General features: G+C 73.3%; 13 protein-coding genes and 1 pseudogene. 4 read left to right on the top strand and 10 right to left on the bottom strand.

Annotated elements, in window-relative coordinates; translation table 11 throughout:
• Positions 1–596: pseudogene (locus GQS09_RS17225) on the bottom strand (hypothetical protein); the annotation flags it as partial.
• 237 nt (positions 597–833) lie between these two features.
• Positions 834–2,684: a gamma-glutamyltransferase family protein gene (locus GQS09_RS17220; RefSeq protein ID WP_165987161.1), complete on the bottom strand. Its 1,851-nt coding sequence runs from the start codon at positions 2,682–2,684 to the stop codon at positions 834–836.
• Positions 2,685–2,707: 23 nt separating this feature from the next.
• Here GQS09_RS17220 and GQS09_RS17215 point away from each other — a divergent pair, with 23 nt between their 5' ends.
• On the top strand, positions 2,708–3,451 hold the full coding sequence (locus GQS09_RS17215) for a Sir2 family NAD-dependent protein deacetylase (RefSeq protein ID WP_165987159.1): 744 nt from the start codon (positions 2,708–2,710) through the stop codon (positions 3,449–3,451).
• Positions 3,452–3,517: 66 nt separating this feature from the next.
• Positions 3,518–3,727 (top strand): hypothetical protein, encoded by a 210-nt coding sequence (locus tag GQS09_RS17210; RefSeq protein ID WP_165987157.1) that lies wholly within the window; start codon positions 3,518–3,520, stop codon positions 3,725–3,727.
• A gap of 100 nt (positions 3,728–3,827) precedes the next feature.
• On the opposite strand, the gene GQS09_RS17205 is transcribed toward GQS09_RS17210, so the two are convergent.
• Complete coding sequence (locus GQS09_RS17205; RefSeq protein ID WP_165987155.1) at positions 3,828–4,610, bottom strand: N-acetylmuramoyl-L-alanine amidase; 783 nt, start codon at positions 4,608–4,610, stop codon at positions 3,828–3,830.
• A 312-nt stretch (positions 4,611–4,922) separates the two neighbouring features.
• Entirely contained in the window at positions 4,923–6,317 is a 1,395-nt protein-coding gene (locus tag GQS09_RS17200) for a cytochrome P450 (RefSeq protein WP_165987153.1), read from the bottom strand.
• A 294-nt stretch (positions 6,318–6,611) separates the two neighbouring features.
• Here GQS09_RS17200 and GQS09_RS17195 point away from each other — a divergent pair, with 294 nt between their 5' ends.
• A complete protein-coding gene (locus GQS09_RS17195) occupies positions 6,612–7,541 on the top strand; it encodes a class I SAM-dependent methyltransferase (protein ID WP_313896187.1) in 930 nt (309 codons plus the stop codon).
• A gap of 105 nt (positions 7,542–7,646) precedes the next feature.
• Positions 7,647–8,762, top strand: coding sequence for a terpene synthase family protein (locus tag GQS09_RS17190; protein ID WP_165987149.1), 1,116 nt, complete (start codon positions 7,647–7,649; stop codon positions 8,760–8,762).
• A 65-nt stretch (positions 8,763–8,827) separates the two neighbouring features.
• Here the strand turns inward: GQS09_RS17190 and GQS09_RS17185 are convergent, their stop codons facing one another.
• From GQS09_RS17185 to GQS09_RS17160, 6 genes are all read right to left on the bottom strand, one after another.
• Positions 8,828–10,030 carry a cytochrome P450 gene (locus GQS09_RS17185; protein WP_165987147.1) on the bottom strand — a complete coding sequence of 401 codons (1,203 nt, stop codon included), beginning with the start codon at positions 10,028–10,030 and terminating at the stop codon, positions 8,828–8,830.
• Positions 10,031–10,146: 116 nt separating this feature from the next.
• On the bottom strand, positions 10,147–10,785 hold the full coding sequence (locus tag GQS09_RS17180) for a GTP-binding protein (protein WP_399552543.1): 639 nt from the start codon (positions 10,783–10,785) through the stop codon (positions 10,147–10,149).
• A complete protein-coding gene (locus tag GQS09_RS17175; protein ID WP_165987141.1) occupies positions 10,766–11,128 on the bottom strand; it encodes a DUF742 domain-containing protein in 363 nt (120 codons plus the stop codon). The genes GQS09_RS17180 and GQS09_RS17175 overlap by 20 nt, the downstream gene beginning before the upstream one ends.
• The gene (locus GQS09_RS17170; protein ID WP_313896186.1) at positions 11,125–11,547 is read right to left on the bottom strand and encodes a roadblock/LC7 domain-containing protein; all 423 of its coding nucleotides are present in this window, start codon (positions 11,545–11,547) and stop codon (positions 11,125–11,127) included. Before GQS09_RS17170 ends, GQS09_RS17175 begins: the two co-directional genes overlap by 4 nt.
• On the bottom strand, positions 11,534–13,051 hold the full coding sequence (locus GQS09_RS17165; RefSeq protein WP_165987137.1) for a sensor histidine kinase KdpD: 1,518 nt from the start codon (positions 13,049–13,051) through the stop codon (positions 11,534–11,536). The genes GQS09_RS17170 and GQS09_RS17165 overlap by 14 nt, the downstream gene beginning before the upstream one ends.
• Before the next feature lie 611 nt (positions 13,052–13,662).
• Positions 13,663–14,535 (bottom strand): F510_1955 family glycosylhydrolase, encoded by an 873-nt coding sequence (locus tag GQS09_RS17160; protein ID WP_165987178.1) that lies wholly within the window; start codon positions 14,533–14,535, stop codon positions 13,663–13,665.
• Positions 14,536–14,818 lie beyond the last annotated feature (283 nt).

Raw genomic sequence — 14,818 nt, 5'->3', positions numbered from 1 at the left:
CGGCCCGCGGCTCCGGAGCCCTCGCCGGGACCGGCGGCGGTCTCACCCGGGGCGGCGGAGCCGGGGACCGTGCGCAGCCGCGGCGCGGGCAGGGCCGCGATCCGCTGCTCCAGCTCGGCAAGCCGGGCGGCGGCCCGGTGGCCGTCGTCCCGTGCCCAGAGCCGCAGCACGGCGAACCGCTCGGCCTCCTGGTGGCGGCCGTCCAGCCGGGCCTGCCGGGCGGCCTCGGCGAGCTGCCGCTCCTGGTGGACGGCCTCGCGCTGCTCCTGTTCCGCACGGGCCCGCCTGCGCAGCAGCACCTCCCGCGCGTCCGGCCGCCGGTCCTCGGCGCGCAGCACCGCCTCGTACCAGTAGCGGAGCGAGCGGGCCCGCGGCTCGGCCCGGGCGCCGTGCCGGGAGGAGAAGTCCTGCAGCAGATCGGCCACGATGTCCCAGGGCGGCAGGGCCCGGCCGGACAGCCAGGTGTCCAGCTCGTCCGGCAGGCGTCCGGTGAATGCCGCATACCATCCGCCGGCCGGATCGAGTGACCCGGTGATCAGGCGCAGCTCGGCACTGAAGGCCGCCTCGGGGTCCTCCGGCTTCGACATCTCAGCCATGACGATACTCAACCGGAGGCGTGTTACGAGAAGCGTTTCCGCTGTGCTACAGCGGGTTTTCGGCCTCTTCTCCTCCGGGCGACGCGTCACACGCCCGGGCGAGCCGACGGGGCGTCGGCGGAGCGGCGCCCAGCCACCGGACCAGCCCCGTCCGGCCCTCCCCGTCCGGTCCCCCGGACCGGCTCTCCCACGGTCGAGCCCTCCGTTCCAGCCCCGGCGGGCCGCCGGAGGCGGGGCTCAGCGGCCGACCGCGTAGCCCTGCATGCCGCGCGGGTTGGCGGCGGCGGACAGCACCCCGGTCTGCGGGTCGCGGGCCACCGCGCACAGCCGTCCCTCGGTCCACGGCGCCGCCACCGTCACCAGGTGGCCGCGGCGCCGCAGTTCCTCCACCGCGCGCTCCCCGGCCCGGGACTCCACCGTCACGCTGCCCGGCCGGGCACGGCGCGGGTAGAAGGAGGCGGGGAAGCTGTCCTGGTGCCAGTTGGGGGCGTCGATGGCGCCCTGCAGGTCCCAGCCGCCGCGCACCGGGCGCTCGCGCAGCGCCACGGCCAGGAAGAAGTGCGTCTGCCACTGGTCCTGCTGGTCCCCGCCCGGGGTGCCGAAGGCCATCACCGGCTCGCCGTCGCGCAGCGCCAGCGAGGGAGTGAGCGTGGTGCGCGGCCTGCGGCCCGGGACCAGCGAGGACGACAGCCCCGGCTCCAGCCACGTCATCTGCAGCCGGGTGCCGAGCGGGAAGCCCAGGCCGGGCACCACCGGGCTGGAGTGCAGCCAGCCGCCGCTGGGCGTGGCGCTGACCATGTTGCCCCAGCGGTCCACCACGTCGACGTGGCAGGTGTCGCCCTGGGTCTCGCCGCTGCGGGCCACGGTGGGCTCGCCGGTCCCCGGTGCGGTCGCCGCCGCGTCGATGCCCATGGCGTCGTACCCGGCGCCGCCCGTGGCGCCGGCCCGCGCGGCGTGCGCGGGCAGTACGGGAGGCCGTCCGCCGGGGGCTCCCGGGCGCAGGCCGGGCACCGCCCGCTCGCCGATCAGGGCCCGCCTGGCGGCGTTGTACCCCGGTGACAGCAGGTCCTCCAGCGGCACCTCGGCGGAGTCGCCGTACCAGGCCTCGCGGTCGGCCATGGCCAGCTTGCTCGCCTCGATCAGCGCGTGCAGGTACTCGGGCGAGCCGTAGCCCTCGGGGCTGACCACGCCGTTCAGCCCGCCCTCCAGGGGGCCGTCGAGCAGGGCGAGCTGCTGGAGCAGCACCGGGCCCTGGCTCCACGGGCCGGCCTTGCAGACCGTCCAGCCGCGCCAGTCGTAGGTCACCGGCTCCTCGTAGCCGGCCGACCAGCCGGCCAGGTCGTCGCCGGTCAGCACGCCGGCGTGGCGCTCCCCGGTGGAGTCCATGGCCGGGCGGGCGGCGTGCGCGGCGATCGCCTCGCCGATGAAGCCCTCCCGCCAGGTCCGCCGGGCGGCCTCGATCTGCGCCTCGCGGTCCGGCCCGGCCGCCCCGGCCTCGGCGAGCAGCCGCCGCCAGGTGGCGGCCAGACCGGGATTGCGCATCAGCGAGCCCGGGGCCGGGGCGGCGCCGCCGGGCAGCCAGACCTCGGCCGAGGAGGTCCACTCGGTCTCGAACAGCTCGCGGACGGACTCGATGGTGCCGGTGATCCGCTCCACCGCCGGGTGGCCGTGCTCGGCGTAGCCGATGGCGTATGTCAGCACCTCGGCCGGGGTGCGGGTGCCGTGGTCGCGCAGCAGCACCATCCAGGCGTCGAAGGCACCGGGTATCACCGCGGCCAGCGGGCCGGTGCCGGGCACCAGCTCCAGGCCGAGCGAGCGGTAGTGCGCGATGGTGGCCCCGGCCGGGGCGGGCCCCTGGCCGCACAGGACCCGGACCCGGCCGCCCGCCGGGGCCAGGAGGATCGGCACGTCGCCGGCCGGGCCGTTGAGGTGCGGCTCCACCACATGCAGCACAAAGCCGGCCGCGACCGCCGCGTCGAAGGCGTTGCCGCCGTCCTCCAGCACCGCCATGGCCGACTGGGAGGCCAGCCAGTGGGTGGAGGAGACCATTCCGAAAGTGCCCTGAAGAGTCGGCCGCGTGGTGAACATGCGGGCGATCGTAAGCTTTCCTCATGAACGCTGACGAGGGGCGGCGCCGGCCCACGGTGGCGATCCTCAGCGGGGCGGGGATCTCCACCGACTCCGGCATCCCGGACTACCGCGGACCGAACGGCCTGTGGCGCCGCGATCCCGGCGCGGAGAAGCTGGTCACCTACGAGACCTACATGAACGACCCCGAGGTCCGGCGGCGTGCCTGGCAGGTGCGGCTGAACAGTCCCGCGCTGCGCGCCGAGCCCAACGCCGCGCACCGGGCGGTGGCCGAGCTGGACCGCTCCGGCGTGCCGGTGCGGGTGCTCACGCAGAACGTGGACGGGCTGCACCAGCGGGCCGGCCTGCCGGAACGCAAGGTGCTGGAGCTGCACGGCAACGCCCGCACGGTGGAGTGCACCGGCTGCGGAGCCCGCGGCCCGATGACCGAGGCCCTGGAGCGGGTGGCGGCCGGCGAGGCCGACCCGGACTGCCGCGGCTGCGGCGCGGTGCTGAAGTCCGCCACCGTGATGTTCGGGCAGCGGCTCGATCCCGAGGTGCTGGGCAGTGCCGTGGCCGTCGCCCGGGCCTGCCGGATCTTCATCGCGGTGGGGACCAGCCTGCAGGTCCAGCCCGCCGCCTCGCTGGCCGGGCTGGCCGCCGGGCAGGGCGCCCGGCTGATCATCGTCAACGCCGAGCCGACCCCGTACGACGCGCTGGCCGACGAGATCATCCGTGCCCCGATCGGGGAATCCCTGCCCGCGCTGCTGGCCGGACTGGCCGCGTAGCGGGCGGCCCCGGCGGGGCGCCTCTCCCGTCTGGCGCGCCGGCGCACCAGGGCGCACGATGGCGGTGTGACCGCACCCAGGATCGTCGTCTACCCGCCCACCCCGGGCGGGGGCCGCCGGGTACGGGTGGACCGGGAGATTCTCGGCATCGCCCGGGACACCGGGGAACTGGTGGAGTTCCTGCGCCGGGCCGGGGCCGATCCGGACAGCATCGACCTCACCGATCCGGAGGTGGTGGAGTGGCGCGGGCCCGGCCCGGAGGTCTGGGCGGAGTAGCGCGCCGGGCAGGGCCCCGCCGCGGCCGGCCGCCGCCGTGCGGGGCGGGCCGCCCCGTCCGTGCCGCGCCCCGGGCCGGCCAGCCCGGGCCGGGCACGGATCAGTCGGTGACGGTGAAGCGGTACTTGTCGCCCAGCCTGGTCAGCGAGGTGCGGCCGGGGATGCCGTCGGCGTCCGGGCCGGTGAAGCCCAGCCTGCGCTGCCAGGCGGCATAGGCGGCCACCGTCGCGGTGCCGAAGTGCCCGTCCGCGTACCGCGAGGCCAGCAGGCCCTCGTCCACCAGGGCCGCCTCCACCGTCGCGACCCCCGAGTAGGACACCGGAGTGCCCGACCTGGGCGGGTCGTTGCGCGCCGCCGCGATCAGCCGGGACAGCGACACGGTGGGACGGCCGGGGGAGCCGCCGCCGGGGCGGGGCATGCCGTCCCGCACCCAGGCGTAGAGCGGATCTCCCGGGCACTTGGTGGCGAGGCCGTCCCGGTGGCCCTTCTTGGCCAGGGTCCTGCCGGTCCGCCGGCATGCCTCGTCGTAGACGTCGCGGGCCGAGCGCAGCGCGGCGTCGCTGGGCTTCTGGCTGCCGCCGACGGCCACGTAGACACCGAAGCCGGTGCGGTTGTAGCCGGGGCAGTGGGCACCGACGAGGCCCCAGCCGCGGCCCTCGTAGACCGCGCCGGCCTGGTCGACCAGGAAGTTGTAGCCGACACCGGCCCAGCCGTTCGCCAGATGGATGGCCTCCACCTCGCGGGGCACCCGCACGCCCGTGGAGTACGGGGGCGGGTCGCCGTGGTAGTGCATCATCACCGTGGTCCGCTCCGACAGGGACACCGAACGGGGTGTGCCCTGCCAGGGCTTGGCGCCCCAGGCGGCGCGGGTGATCAGGTCCATGGGGGTGCTCCTAGGGGCAGGGAAGGGAGGCCGGACCGCGCCTCGCCGTCCGGCACGCGGCACGGCGGATGCCTGACCGGACCACGCAAGTCGTCCCGTCCGGTCACGAGTTGCCCGCCTTTACCGTTCTGCTGCCCACACTATGCCGAATCAGACCTCCACCCGGCGTGAATACGTGAACACGCGGCGGTGATCCGCCCGGGGCCGGGCGACGCCGGGCGGGGCCGGGGCAGCGGGGGCCCGGTCCGGCCGGTGTGCGGACCGGCCCCGCTCCCGGGCAGTGGTCACGCGGCGGGGGTCACGCAGCAGTGGTCACGCGGCGGGGGTCCGCGGCTCGGCGGTCATCGGGAGCCGGCTGGGGTGGACGTCGGCCCGTGCCACTTCCTTCACCTTGACGCCCGGCACCGGACGCAGCCGCCAGCGGCTGCAGATCACGGCCGTGGCGACGGCCATCTCGGTGAGGGCGAAGGAATCCCCCATGCACTTGTGGGCGCCGGTGCCGAAGGGGAAGAAGATGTTGCGCGGCCGGTCCGCGGTCCGCTCGGGCAGCCAGCGGTCCGGATCGAAGCGGCCGGGCTCGGGGTACCAGCGCGGGTCGTGGTGCAGCATGTGCGGGCTGTAGCACACCTCCGACCCGGCCGGCACGTCGACGTCGCCCAGCCGTACATCGCGGTTCGCCCGCCGCATCAGCAGCCAGGGCGCATGCACCCGCAGGGTTTCCTTGACCACGCGATGGGTGTAGTCCAGGGCGGGCAGGTCCCGGTACTCCGGCGGCCGTCCGCCGAGCACCCGGTCCAGTTCCGCGTGCACCCGGGCCTCCACCCCGGGGTTGCGCCCGAGTTCATGGAAGAGCCATGCCTGGGAGGCGCCCACCGTCTCCACCCCGGCCACGGCGAAGTTGAGCACCTGGTCGCGCACCTGTGTCCCGGTGAACCGCTCGCCGTCCTCGCCGCCGTCCGGGGCGAGCAGCAGGGAGAGCAGGCCATCGGGGTCCAGCCCGCCGCGCCGGTACGCGGCGATGGACGTGCCGATCGCGGTGTTGAGATCCTCGATGGCGCGGGTGAAGCGCCGGTTGGCCGGGGTCGGCAGCGATGCCCACCAGGAGGGCATGGCCACCCGCACCATGAGTTCGCGGGAGACGACGGGCAGCGCCCGCTGGAACCTCTCCGCCGCCTCCGTCCCGACATCCCCGGCGAACAGCGACCGCATCAGCATGGCCAGGGAGAGATCGTTCATCTCGCGGTCCACCTGTATGACCTGGCCCGGCCGCCAGGCGGCCGTCGCCGACTCGGCGGCCGCGCGCATCACCGGGGCGTAGCCCGCGATCCTGGCGGCGTGGAAGGCGGGCTGGAGGCGGCGGCGCTGCCGGCGGTGTTCGGCACCCGACGCGGCGAGCAGCCCCTGGCCGAGGATCGGCCGGGCCTTTTCGAAGAAGCGTCCCCGTTCGAAGCTGCGGGCGTCGTCCACCAGCACGCGATTGACCAGCGCCGGATGGTTGACGGCGTACAGCGGCATGGTGCCGATCCGCAGCAGGGCGACATCGCCGTACCGGGGCAGGGAGGTGATGAATCTCAGGGGGTCCAGGACGAGCCGCGGTGCGTGGCCGATGAGCGGCCAGGCCCCGGGCACGGCCGGTGCCCGGCCCGCCACCGGCCGGTTCGCTGCCCCGGGGCCGGGCGGTGCGGTGCGCGGTGTGTTGTCGGGCATGACGAGGGGTCCCTTCTGTGGCGCGTTTTCATCGGTGGAGGTGTTCCCCGCGTGATGCCCTGATGTGCCTGTCGGCAGTGGACTTCTTGACCGGAACTGATCAACTCGACGCCATATTTGGATAGTTGATGTTCGTGGGACTGGGGTGGTTTCTTATGGGACTCGGCTTCTCCATGTGCAGCTTGTGACCAACTCATGTCGGAATGTGATTGATCACAGGTTGGTGCCTGCCGGCCATGGGTAGGCATGGCCTGTTCACGTCATATGCCCGTGGAAAGCAGTCAGGGAGGACCGGTGTCCGATAGACCCCATACGGGTGTTGTCTCCACGGCCGGCGAGGGTTTGGGGACGGTACCGACGTACTACTCGTCCAAGACCGATGAGATCATCCGGAAGTACGGCGGCAGCAGGCGCGGTGCCCCGCACTTCCATCTGGGACTGTTCAACGAGACCCATCCCACCTCGGCGGCCGGGCAGGAGGTCATACGCAGGCGCATCTGCGAGTCGCAGGAAGCCATGCTCGACCACGCCGCCCATCGCTGGGGAGTGACCGAGAGACCACCCCGCGACCTGCTCGACATCGGCTGCGGGCTCGGCGGCGGCTCGCTCTACTGGGCGCAGGAGCACGGCGCCCGGGTCACCGCACTCACCAACACGGCCGCCCACGTGCCCCATCTGTGGGACTTCATCCGGGCAGGCGGGGTCTCCGACCTGGTCAGCCCGATGCTGCTGGACATCCACGACCTCCGCGAGGAGCGGAGATACGATGCCGCCGTCGCCATCGAGAGCAGCGGATACATGGACCGGCAGCGGCTCTTCCCGGTCGTCGCCCGGGCCCTGCGGCCCGGCGGCTGGTTCGGCATCGAGGAGCACTTCCTGACCAGCGACCGCTGGGCCGGGTATCTCGACGGCTATTACAAGACCCGGCTGGGCACCCTGGACGAGTACCTCACCGCGGCCGGCGAGGCGGGCTTCGTCCTGGAGGACAACGACGACCTCACCGAGCGGGTGACCGAGTTCTGGGTGCAGAGCATGGCCTGGTCGGTCATGGAACTGGAACAGTCCGTCCCGCAGCGGCCGGGCGCGGAGCCGGCCGGACCCACCATCATCCCCGCCCGGCTCGCCGAGTCGGCCCGCCGGCACAGCGTCTTCTTCCGGCTGTGGCGGGACCGCGAGGTGGAGACGCGGCTGCTCCTCTTCCGACTGCCGTCGCACCGGCCCTGACCCGCCCCCGGCACCCGGCACGACAGCCCCCGGCCCCGCCGGCCCACCGCCCCGCCGGCCCACCGGCACGTTCGCACGTCAGCACGGAGACCTGGAGCCATCGCCATGACCTCGGCCCCGATGACCGCCTCCGCAACAACCGGCTGGACCCTGCCGAGCTTCTACTGCCCCATCCCGCCCGCCGACCCGCCCGTCCACCCCCTCGCCGCGGACCTTCAGCGCCGGGCGCTGGACTGGGTCGCCGCCTCGGGAATCGTCCGCGACCAGCGCGAACTCGCCTGGAGCGCCGCCACCCACAGCACCGACTTCAGCTGCCGGCTCATCCCGGACGGCGACCCGGAACTGATCCTGCTGTTCATTCTCTGGAACCACTGGGCCTTCGCCCTGGACGACAACTGGCACGACACCGGGTCCGCCGCCATCCGCACCCGCGAGATCGTGGACATCAACACCCGGATTCTGCGCACCCTGGAAATCCCCGGCGCGGCCCTGCTGGACTCCCGCGAACCCCTGACCCGGGCCCTGGAGGACCTCGCGGCCCGCACCCGGGAGGCACTCACCCCGGTCCAGCTGCACCGGGTGACGCACGGCCTGCGGGACTGGCTGTGGGGGGCCTCCTGGCTGGTCGGCACCCAGGAGCGCCGGGAACTGCCGGCGCTCTCCGACTATGTGGCGATGCGTCCCTCGGTCAACGGCACCCGCTTCTCGCTCGCCTGGAGCGAACTCGCCGCGGGCGTCGCCCTTCCGGGGGAGCTGCTGTACGACCCGCGGGTGCAGGCGCTCACCGAGGCCGCGGGCTTCATCGTGAGCTGCGACAACGACTTCTTCTCCTACCCCAAGGAGGACAGCGCCGAACTGCTCGACCCGAACATCGTCAACATCCTCGCCCGCGACCGCGGCTGCTCACCGCAGGAGGCGCTGCAGGAGGCGGCCGCGCTGCGCGACCGGACCATGAGCCTGTACGTGCGGCTGCGGGAGCAGGTCGCCCGGACCGCCGCCGGTGAACTCGCCCGCTATCTGCGGGTGCTGGACCACTACATCGCGGGCTGCATCCACTGGATGAACAACGCCCCCCGCTACGCCAGCCCGAGGAACCGGCACCCGCTGCCCGTGCCGGGCGCCTCCTGGCACATCTCCTGGCGGGACACCCCCTCGGACCCCGACCCGGGTCCGCCGCCGGTCCCCGCCGCCGCCTGGTGGTGGCGGCACCTCGACACCTGAGCCCCTCTGCACCCCCGCACCCGTGCTCCTTCCGGCTCCGGAAGCCGGAAGGAGCACGGAACCGCTCAGCGCCCGGCGCCGGCCGGCGCCGGTGCGCTCTCCCAGACAAGGGCGTCACCCACGCCCCGGGGACGCGGGGTGAAGGTGATCGGCAGCTCCGTCAGCCGCCGGGTGAGCAGCGTGGCGTGCCAGGTCAGCTCGGACTGCCCGACCGCCAGCTCCACATCCGGCAGCCTCCTCAGCAGCGTGCTGATCCCCGAGTCGGCGATGGCCCGCGCGATGTGCTGCCCCGGGCAGGTGTGGTCACCGGCACCGAAGGACAGATGGGACCGGTTGCCGATCACCGGGGCGGACAGGTTCGGCCGCACGGCCGGATCGGTGTTGGCCGCCGCCAGGCCCAGCACCAGCATGTCGCCGGCCCGGATCTGCTGGTCCGCGAGCATCGTGTCGGTGGTCGCCCAGCGTCCCGTGATGGTGATGAACGGCGGGTAGTCCCACAGCACCTGCTCCAGGGCGTCCGGCAGGCGCATGTGACCGCCCTGCAGATTGCCCCGGAACCGCTCGTCCGACAGCAGCACCCGGGTCGAGTCCACGATCAGGCTGGCCGTGGTCGCGTGCGCCGCCACCAGCACCAGCCGCAGGTGCTGGAGCAGCGAGTCGTCGTCCAGCCCGGCCGCATGCTCGATCATCCGGGACGCCAGGTCGTGCTGCGGCCTGCGGTGCGCCCGCTCCAGCAGGTCGCCCAGGACCGTGGTGATGTACTCGTTGGCCTCGCCGGCCTTGGCGGAACCGCTGAACATCTCCCGGACGGCCTCCACCAGGGCGGGCCCCTCGTCCTCCGGGATGCCGAGCAGCTGGGCCATCACCATCATCGGCAGGTGCTCGCCGAAGTCCTCGACCAGATCGGCCTTGCCGGCCTCGCAGAACCGGTCGATCAGGTCGTCGGCGGAGCGGGTGATGTAGCGGCGGATGCCCCGGTGGTTGAAGCGGGCGAGACTGTCCATCACCGTCCCCCGCAGCCGCCGGTGCTCGGCCCCGTCCGCGAAGCTGCACAGCGGCTGCCAGGCGGTCAGCGGGGCCAGCGGGTGGTCCGGGGTCAGCCGCTTGTGCTCCCGCCAGATCCGCGAGTCCCGGGAGAACAGATAGTGGTTGCGGGCCACCTCGACGTTCTCCCGGTACCCGAGGACCAGCCAGGCCTCGACGTCCCCCGGCAGCAGCACCGGTGCCACCGGCCCGTACTCGGCACGCAGTTCGGCGTACAGACCCATGGGGTCCGTCTCCGCCCGCGGCCCGAACAGGGCGCGGAGGCCGGAGCCCGCCGCATGCGCCGGGCACCCCGGGGGCGGGCTGGACACCTCCCCGGAGGAGGGGGAATGCGGGCTGGTCACGATACCTCCGAGGCGTCGGCGAGGTTCTGCAGGTAGTGCAGGAGGGTCAGCAGGGCGTCCCGGCTGGAGTCCCGGCGCCGGGCGTCACAGCCCACGATCGGCACGCCGGGAGGCAGATCCAGGGCCTGCCGCACCTCCTCGTGGGAGTAGTCGATCGAATCGGGGAAGGTGTTGATCGCCACGATGAACGGGGTCCGGCTGGCCTCCAGCTTCTCCAGGATGCCGAAGCTGTCCTCCAGCCTGCGGGTGTCCACCAGCACCACGGCCCCGAGCGCACCCTCGAACAGCCCGTTCCACAGGAACCAGAACCGTTCCTGGCCGGGAGTGCCGAAGAGATACAGGATCATCTCGTCGTCCACGGTGATCCGGCCGAAGTCCATCGCCACGGTGGTGGTGGACTTGGTCTCGACACCGGTGGTGCTGTCCACCCCGACGCTGGCCTGCGTCATGGTCTCCTCGGTGACCAGCGGCCGGATCTCGCTGACCGAACGGACCATGGTGGTCTTGCCGACGCCGAACGCGCCGGCTATGACGAGCTTCACGCCCAGGCGTGCCGTGTCCGGTAGCGCGTGCTCCACGAGCAGCGGTTCCACGGCGCTGTCGGCGCTGAGCGGGTCAGAGGCTTTGGAGCGCACCGATGACCCTCCGCAGGATGTCTCGGTCGGGCAGGGACGACTTGGGGATCGGAGCCGGGGAACGCGCCTCGACATGTCCCTCGGCCAGCAGGTCGAGCAGCAGGACGGTGACGACGCTGAACGGCAGCTTCAGATGCGCCGTGATCTCGGCCACCGACAGCGGGGAGCGGCACAGCCGCAGCACGCTGGACTGCTCCAGCGACATGCCCGGTTTGGGCGCCGCCTTGGACAGGATGAGCGTGACGAGGCCGAGCGCCGCCGTCTCCTCATGACCGGCCCGCCCGCCGGTGATCATGAAGAACCGCTCGGGCGATTCCTCGTGCCAGTCGGGGGCGTCGCTCATCCGGGCCGTCCGTCGGTGCGCGGCTTGCTCTTGAGGTGCTCACCGAGCCGGACCACCAGGTCCCGCATCCGGTGCGCGATCAGGCCGGTGTCCACCCCCCGGTCGGTGAGCACGGCCAAGTGCGAACCCTCGCTCGCGTCCATCACGAAGATGAACCCGGCCGGGAGCTCGATGGCGGCCATCCGGAGCCTGCGGTCCTCGTGCGGCGGGAGTTCCTCCGACAGGGCCGCGGCGAGACTCCGGACCCCGGAACAGCCGGCGGCGATCCGCTCGGCCGTCTCCTGGTCCGTGTTCCACTTGGCCTTGCACAGGCCGTCCGCTGTCACGACCACCACATGACGGGTCTGCGGAACGCTCTTGGCGAGGTCCTGGAGAAGCCAGTCCAGATTCCACGGTGCGAACTGCTCAGTCGTCGTCACGGCCATCCTTGCTTGACACGTCGTCGTTCTTCGGACTGCTGGGGCCGGTGCCGTCGGACGGGGCCGACTCCAGGCCGCGGGAGAAGGCCGCGAGCCAGTCGCCGGGCTCCCCGTCGGTGTACTCGGGGACACTGTCCCCGACGCCGGCCGGGGCGGAAGCGGACGCCGCCTTGGCAGCCGCGGCGGCCGAGAAGGTCTTCCGCCGCCGCTGCGGAAGCCCGTTGGCCGTCCGCTCGGCCGCCCCCCCGTCCGGCGCGTGCCCGGACGGTTCGGTGCGGGCGGCCGGCACGGTGGCCGTCGCCGTCCCGCCGGACCGGGCGGTGCCGCCCGCCGGCGGAGCGGCCGGCCCGGCCGCCTCGGTCGCGGGGCGGAGGTACCCGCGGTTGTAGTCGGACGGCGCCGCGGTGATGAGCTCCTTGGGGATGAGCACCACCATGCTCACCCCGCCGTAGGGGGAGGAGCCGACGGAGATCTGGAGATTGAGCCGGTGGGCCAGGGTGCCGACCACCGCCAGGCCGAGCTGCGGGGTCTCACCGAGGTCCTCCAGGCCGATGCCGGCGTGGGCCCGGCGCAGGATGTCCTCGCACTGTTCGCGGGTCTCCTCGTTCATGCCGAGGCCGCCGTCGTGGATGCCGACGGCGATGCCGTTGGCCACCTGCTCCATGGTGATCCGCACCAGGGTGCCCGGCGGCGAGTAGGTGGTGGCGTTGTCCAGCAGCTCGGCCAGGGTGTGCATGACCGACTCCGACGCGTGGCCGATGACCGCGAACGGGGAGGGGTCGGGCAGCGAGAGCCGGTTGTAGCCCTTGATCCGGGAGGCGGCGCCGCGCAGGGCGTCGTAGAGCGGGACCGGGCGGGTGCGCTGCGGGCCGGGCTGACCGCCGTTGAGCACGCTGATGGAGTCACCGAGCCGGCCCATCTGCGCGTTCATGTGGTCGACCCGCATCAGGCCGCGGACCACGTCGGGCAGTTCGCCGTGCTCGCGCTGGAGTTCGCGCAGCACGGTCGCCTGCTGGTTGGTGAGGCTCTGGAGCCGGTAGGCCAGGTCGAGGAAGGTCCGCTGGCCGGCGTCGCGCCGGCTCTCGGCCGTCTGCACGATCTCCAGAGTGTGGCTGAGCAGGGTCTGGAAGACCTCGTGGAAGCGGGGCGGCAGTCCTTCGGCCGTCGCCTCGGTGAGCACGGTCTCGGCGAATTCGCCGCGCCGGATGCGGCGCACCGCTTCGGGCAGCAGGTCGTGCGCCAGCCGGTTGACCGCGGCGTTCTGGCCGCTCACCTGCTCGCGCAGGTCGGAGATCTCGGCTTCCAGCGCGGCGCGCCGGGCCTCGGCCTCCGCCTGCTGCCGGGCGAACCGGCCGTCGCGGCGGGTGGTCAGAGCCGTGACGGCGGCGACGAGTACGGTCGCGGCCGCTCCGGTCCACAGCACCCAGGCGCGGGCCTCGGGGGGAGCGGCCAGGGTGGTGACCGCCGTCCCGGCCGCCAGCAGGAGGGGACTCAGCAGGCCCACGAACCGAACGGCGCGTTGGCCGCCGGGCGATGATCCAGCACGCACCATGAGCATCCTCAAAGTACCGCCAAAGGCGTGAATCGGGCATGTTTGGGCGGCTTCAGCGCGGACTGCCGACGGATACCGGCGTTCGGTGGCCGGCGCGCCCTCGGCAACCCACCGCAGGCAGGCCGGGGTTGTGCACCTGGGGGGCGGGGGTGATCACTCCCGGTGATCAATGGGATACGCTGAGCCTGGCAGGCAGCATAGCGCTCCCGTGTGACTGGCACGTGCCAACGGGGACATCCGCGACGCTATTTTCGGGCTCGCAAACCTGCTGTCAACGGCCTTGTGGCCACAGGAATTTGTCGATCAGTCAGCTTGGGGCGGCGCTGACCAGCGAGGTTGCCTCCGGTGCCGGCCGGCTCAGTCGTCTGGCATGGGACACCGGCATAATCGTGCAGAAGATGTGAAGATCGCTATGTCTCGGCAGGGCGGCCGGGAGCTGGTACGGTGGCCGATTCGGCAGCTTGCCGGTTTTTCACCTTCCGTGTGCTGTCGGTGCCTTCGGCGTGATCGGTCCGGTCACCCGGGGCGACCGGACCGATGCTCCGTTCCGCCGCGGCTCCCGGTCAGGAGAGCGCGAGCCGCTCGGTGAAGGTGGCGCCGCCGTCCCCGGATTCGTAGATCCCGCCCTGGGTGGCCACCAGCACGCGTTCGGAGTCCACCGCGGTCAGCGCCTGCGGCTGCCCGCCGGGCACGGTCCCGGACCGCTCCCAGCCGGCCCCGCCGTCCGTGGAGCGGTACAGCTCGCCGGCCGGGTCCACCCCGTACAGGCCGTCCGCGGCGGCCCAGGAGAGGAAGACCAGCACCGGCTGCCGGCCGGACGCGAAGGTCCGGCCGCCGTCGGCGGAGGCGGCCACCCCGCCCTGGGTGGTGGCCAGCACCACGTCCGGGTCCTCGGGGCTGACCGCGATGTCGGCGGCGGCGATCGACGCCCGGTCCTCCCAGGCGGTGCCGTCCGGGCTGACCCGCAGCATCCCGGCGGTGCTGTCGTAGCCGTAGACGGTGCCGTGCGCGAACTCCAGCGCGTGGAAGTCCGACTCGCCGCCCCGGGAGAGGGTCTCCCAGGTGCGGCCGGCGTCGGTGGAGCGGATCAGCCCGCGGTGGGCGGGCTCGTCGCTGCCCGGCTCCGGGTGGCCGCTGCCGTAGAACAGGCCCGGCCCGGCCACGGTGAAGCCCATGTAGTCGGCGCGGTCCTCGCTGACGTGCTCGGCCCTGCCCTGCTCGTCCACGGTCAGGATGCCCTCGTGGGTGGCGATGTAGAGCATGCCGTCGGCCGGGTCGATGCCCAGCCCGTGGACGTGGCTGACCGAGATGTCGCCGTGGCCGTGGCCGTCCTCGGCGGTGCTCCCGGACGGGTCCGGCGACGGGCCGGCCGGGCCGTCGCCGGACCCGCAGGCGGTCAGCACGGCGGCCAGCAGCACGGCCACCGCGGCCGGCACGGCACGGGTCCGGGCGCGCCTCCGCGCACCGGAACGGCTACGGGTACGGGTACGGGTGATCATCATGGTGGGTGTCCGGTCCTTCGGGATCGTCGGGAGTGCTCGGAAGCAGGGTGCCGCCGGGTGCAGCGGGGCGCCCGGGGTGCGGACGGCCCCCGCGGGGGCCGGGCCCTGTCACACCCGCATCAGCTGGAGCACATGGAGATCCGGTGGACCGCAGGCCGGGGGCGCGGCGGCGCGCACCGCCCCGGCCGGCACGGCGTGGCCGCCGGCCCGGGGCGGC

The sequence above is a fragment of the Streptomyces sp. YIM 98790 genome (assembly GCF_011421595.1).
In the GTDB taxonomy this organism is placed as follows: Bacteria; Actinomycetota; Actinomycetes; order Streptomycetales; family Streptomycetaceae; genus Streptomyces.
This window is presented reverse-complemented; position numbering and strand designations above follow the sequence as displayed.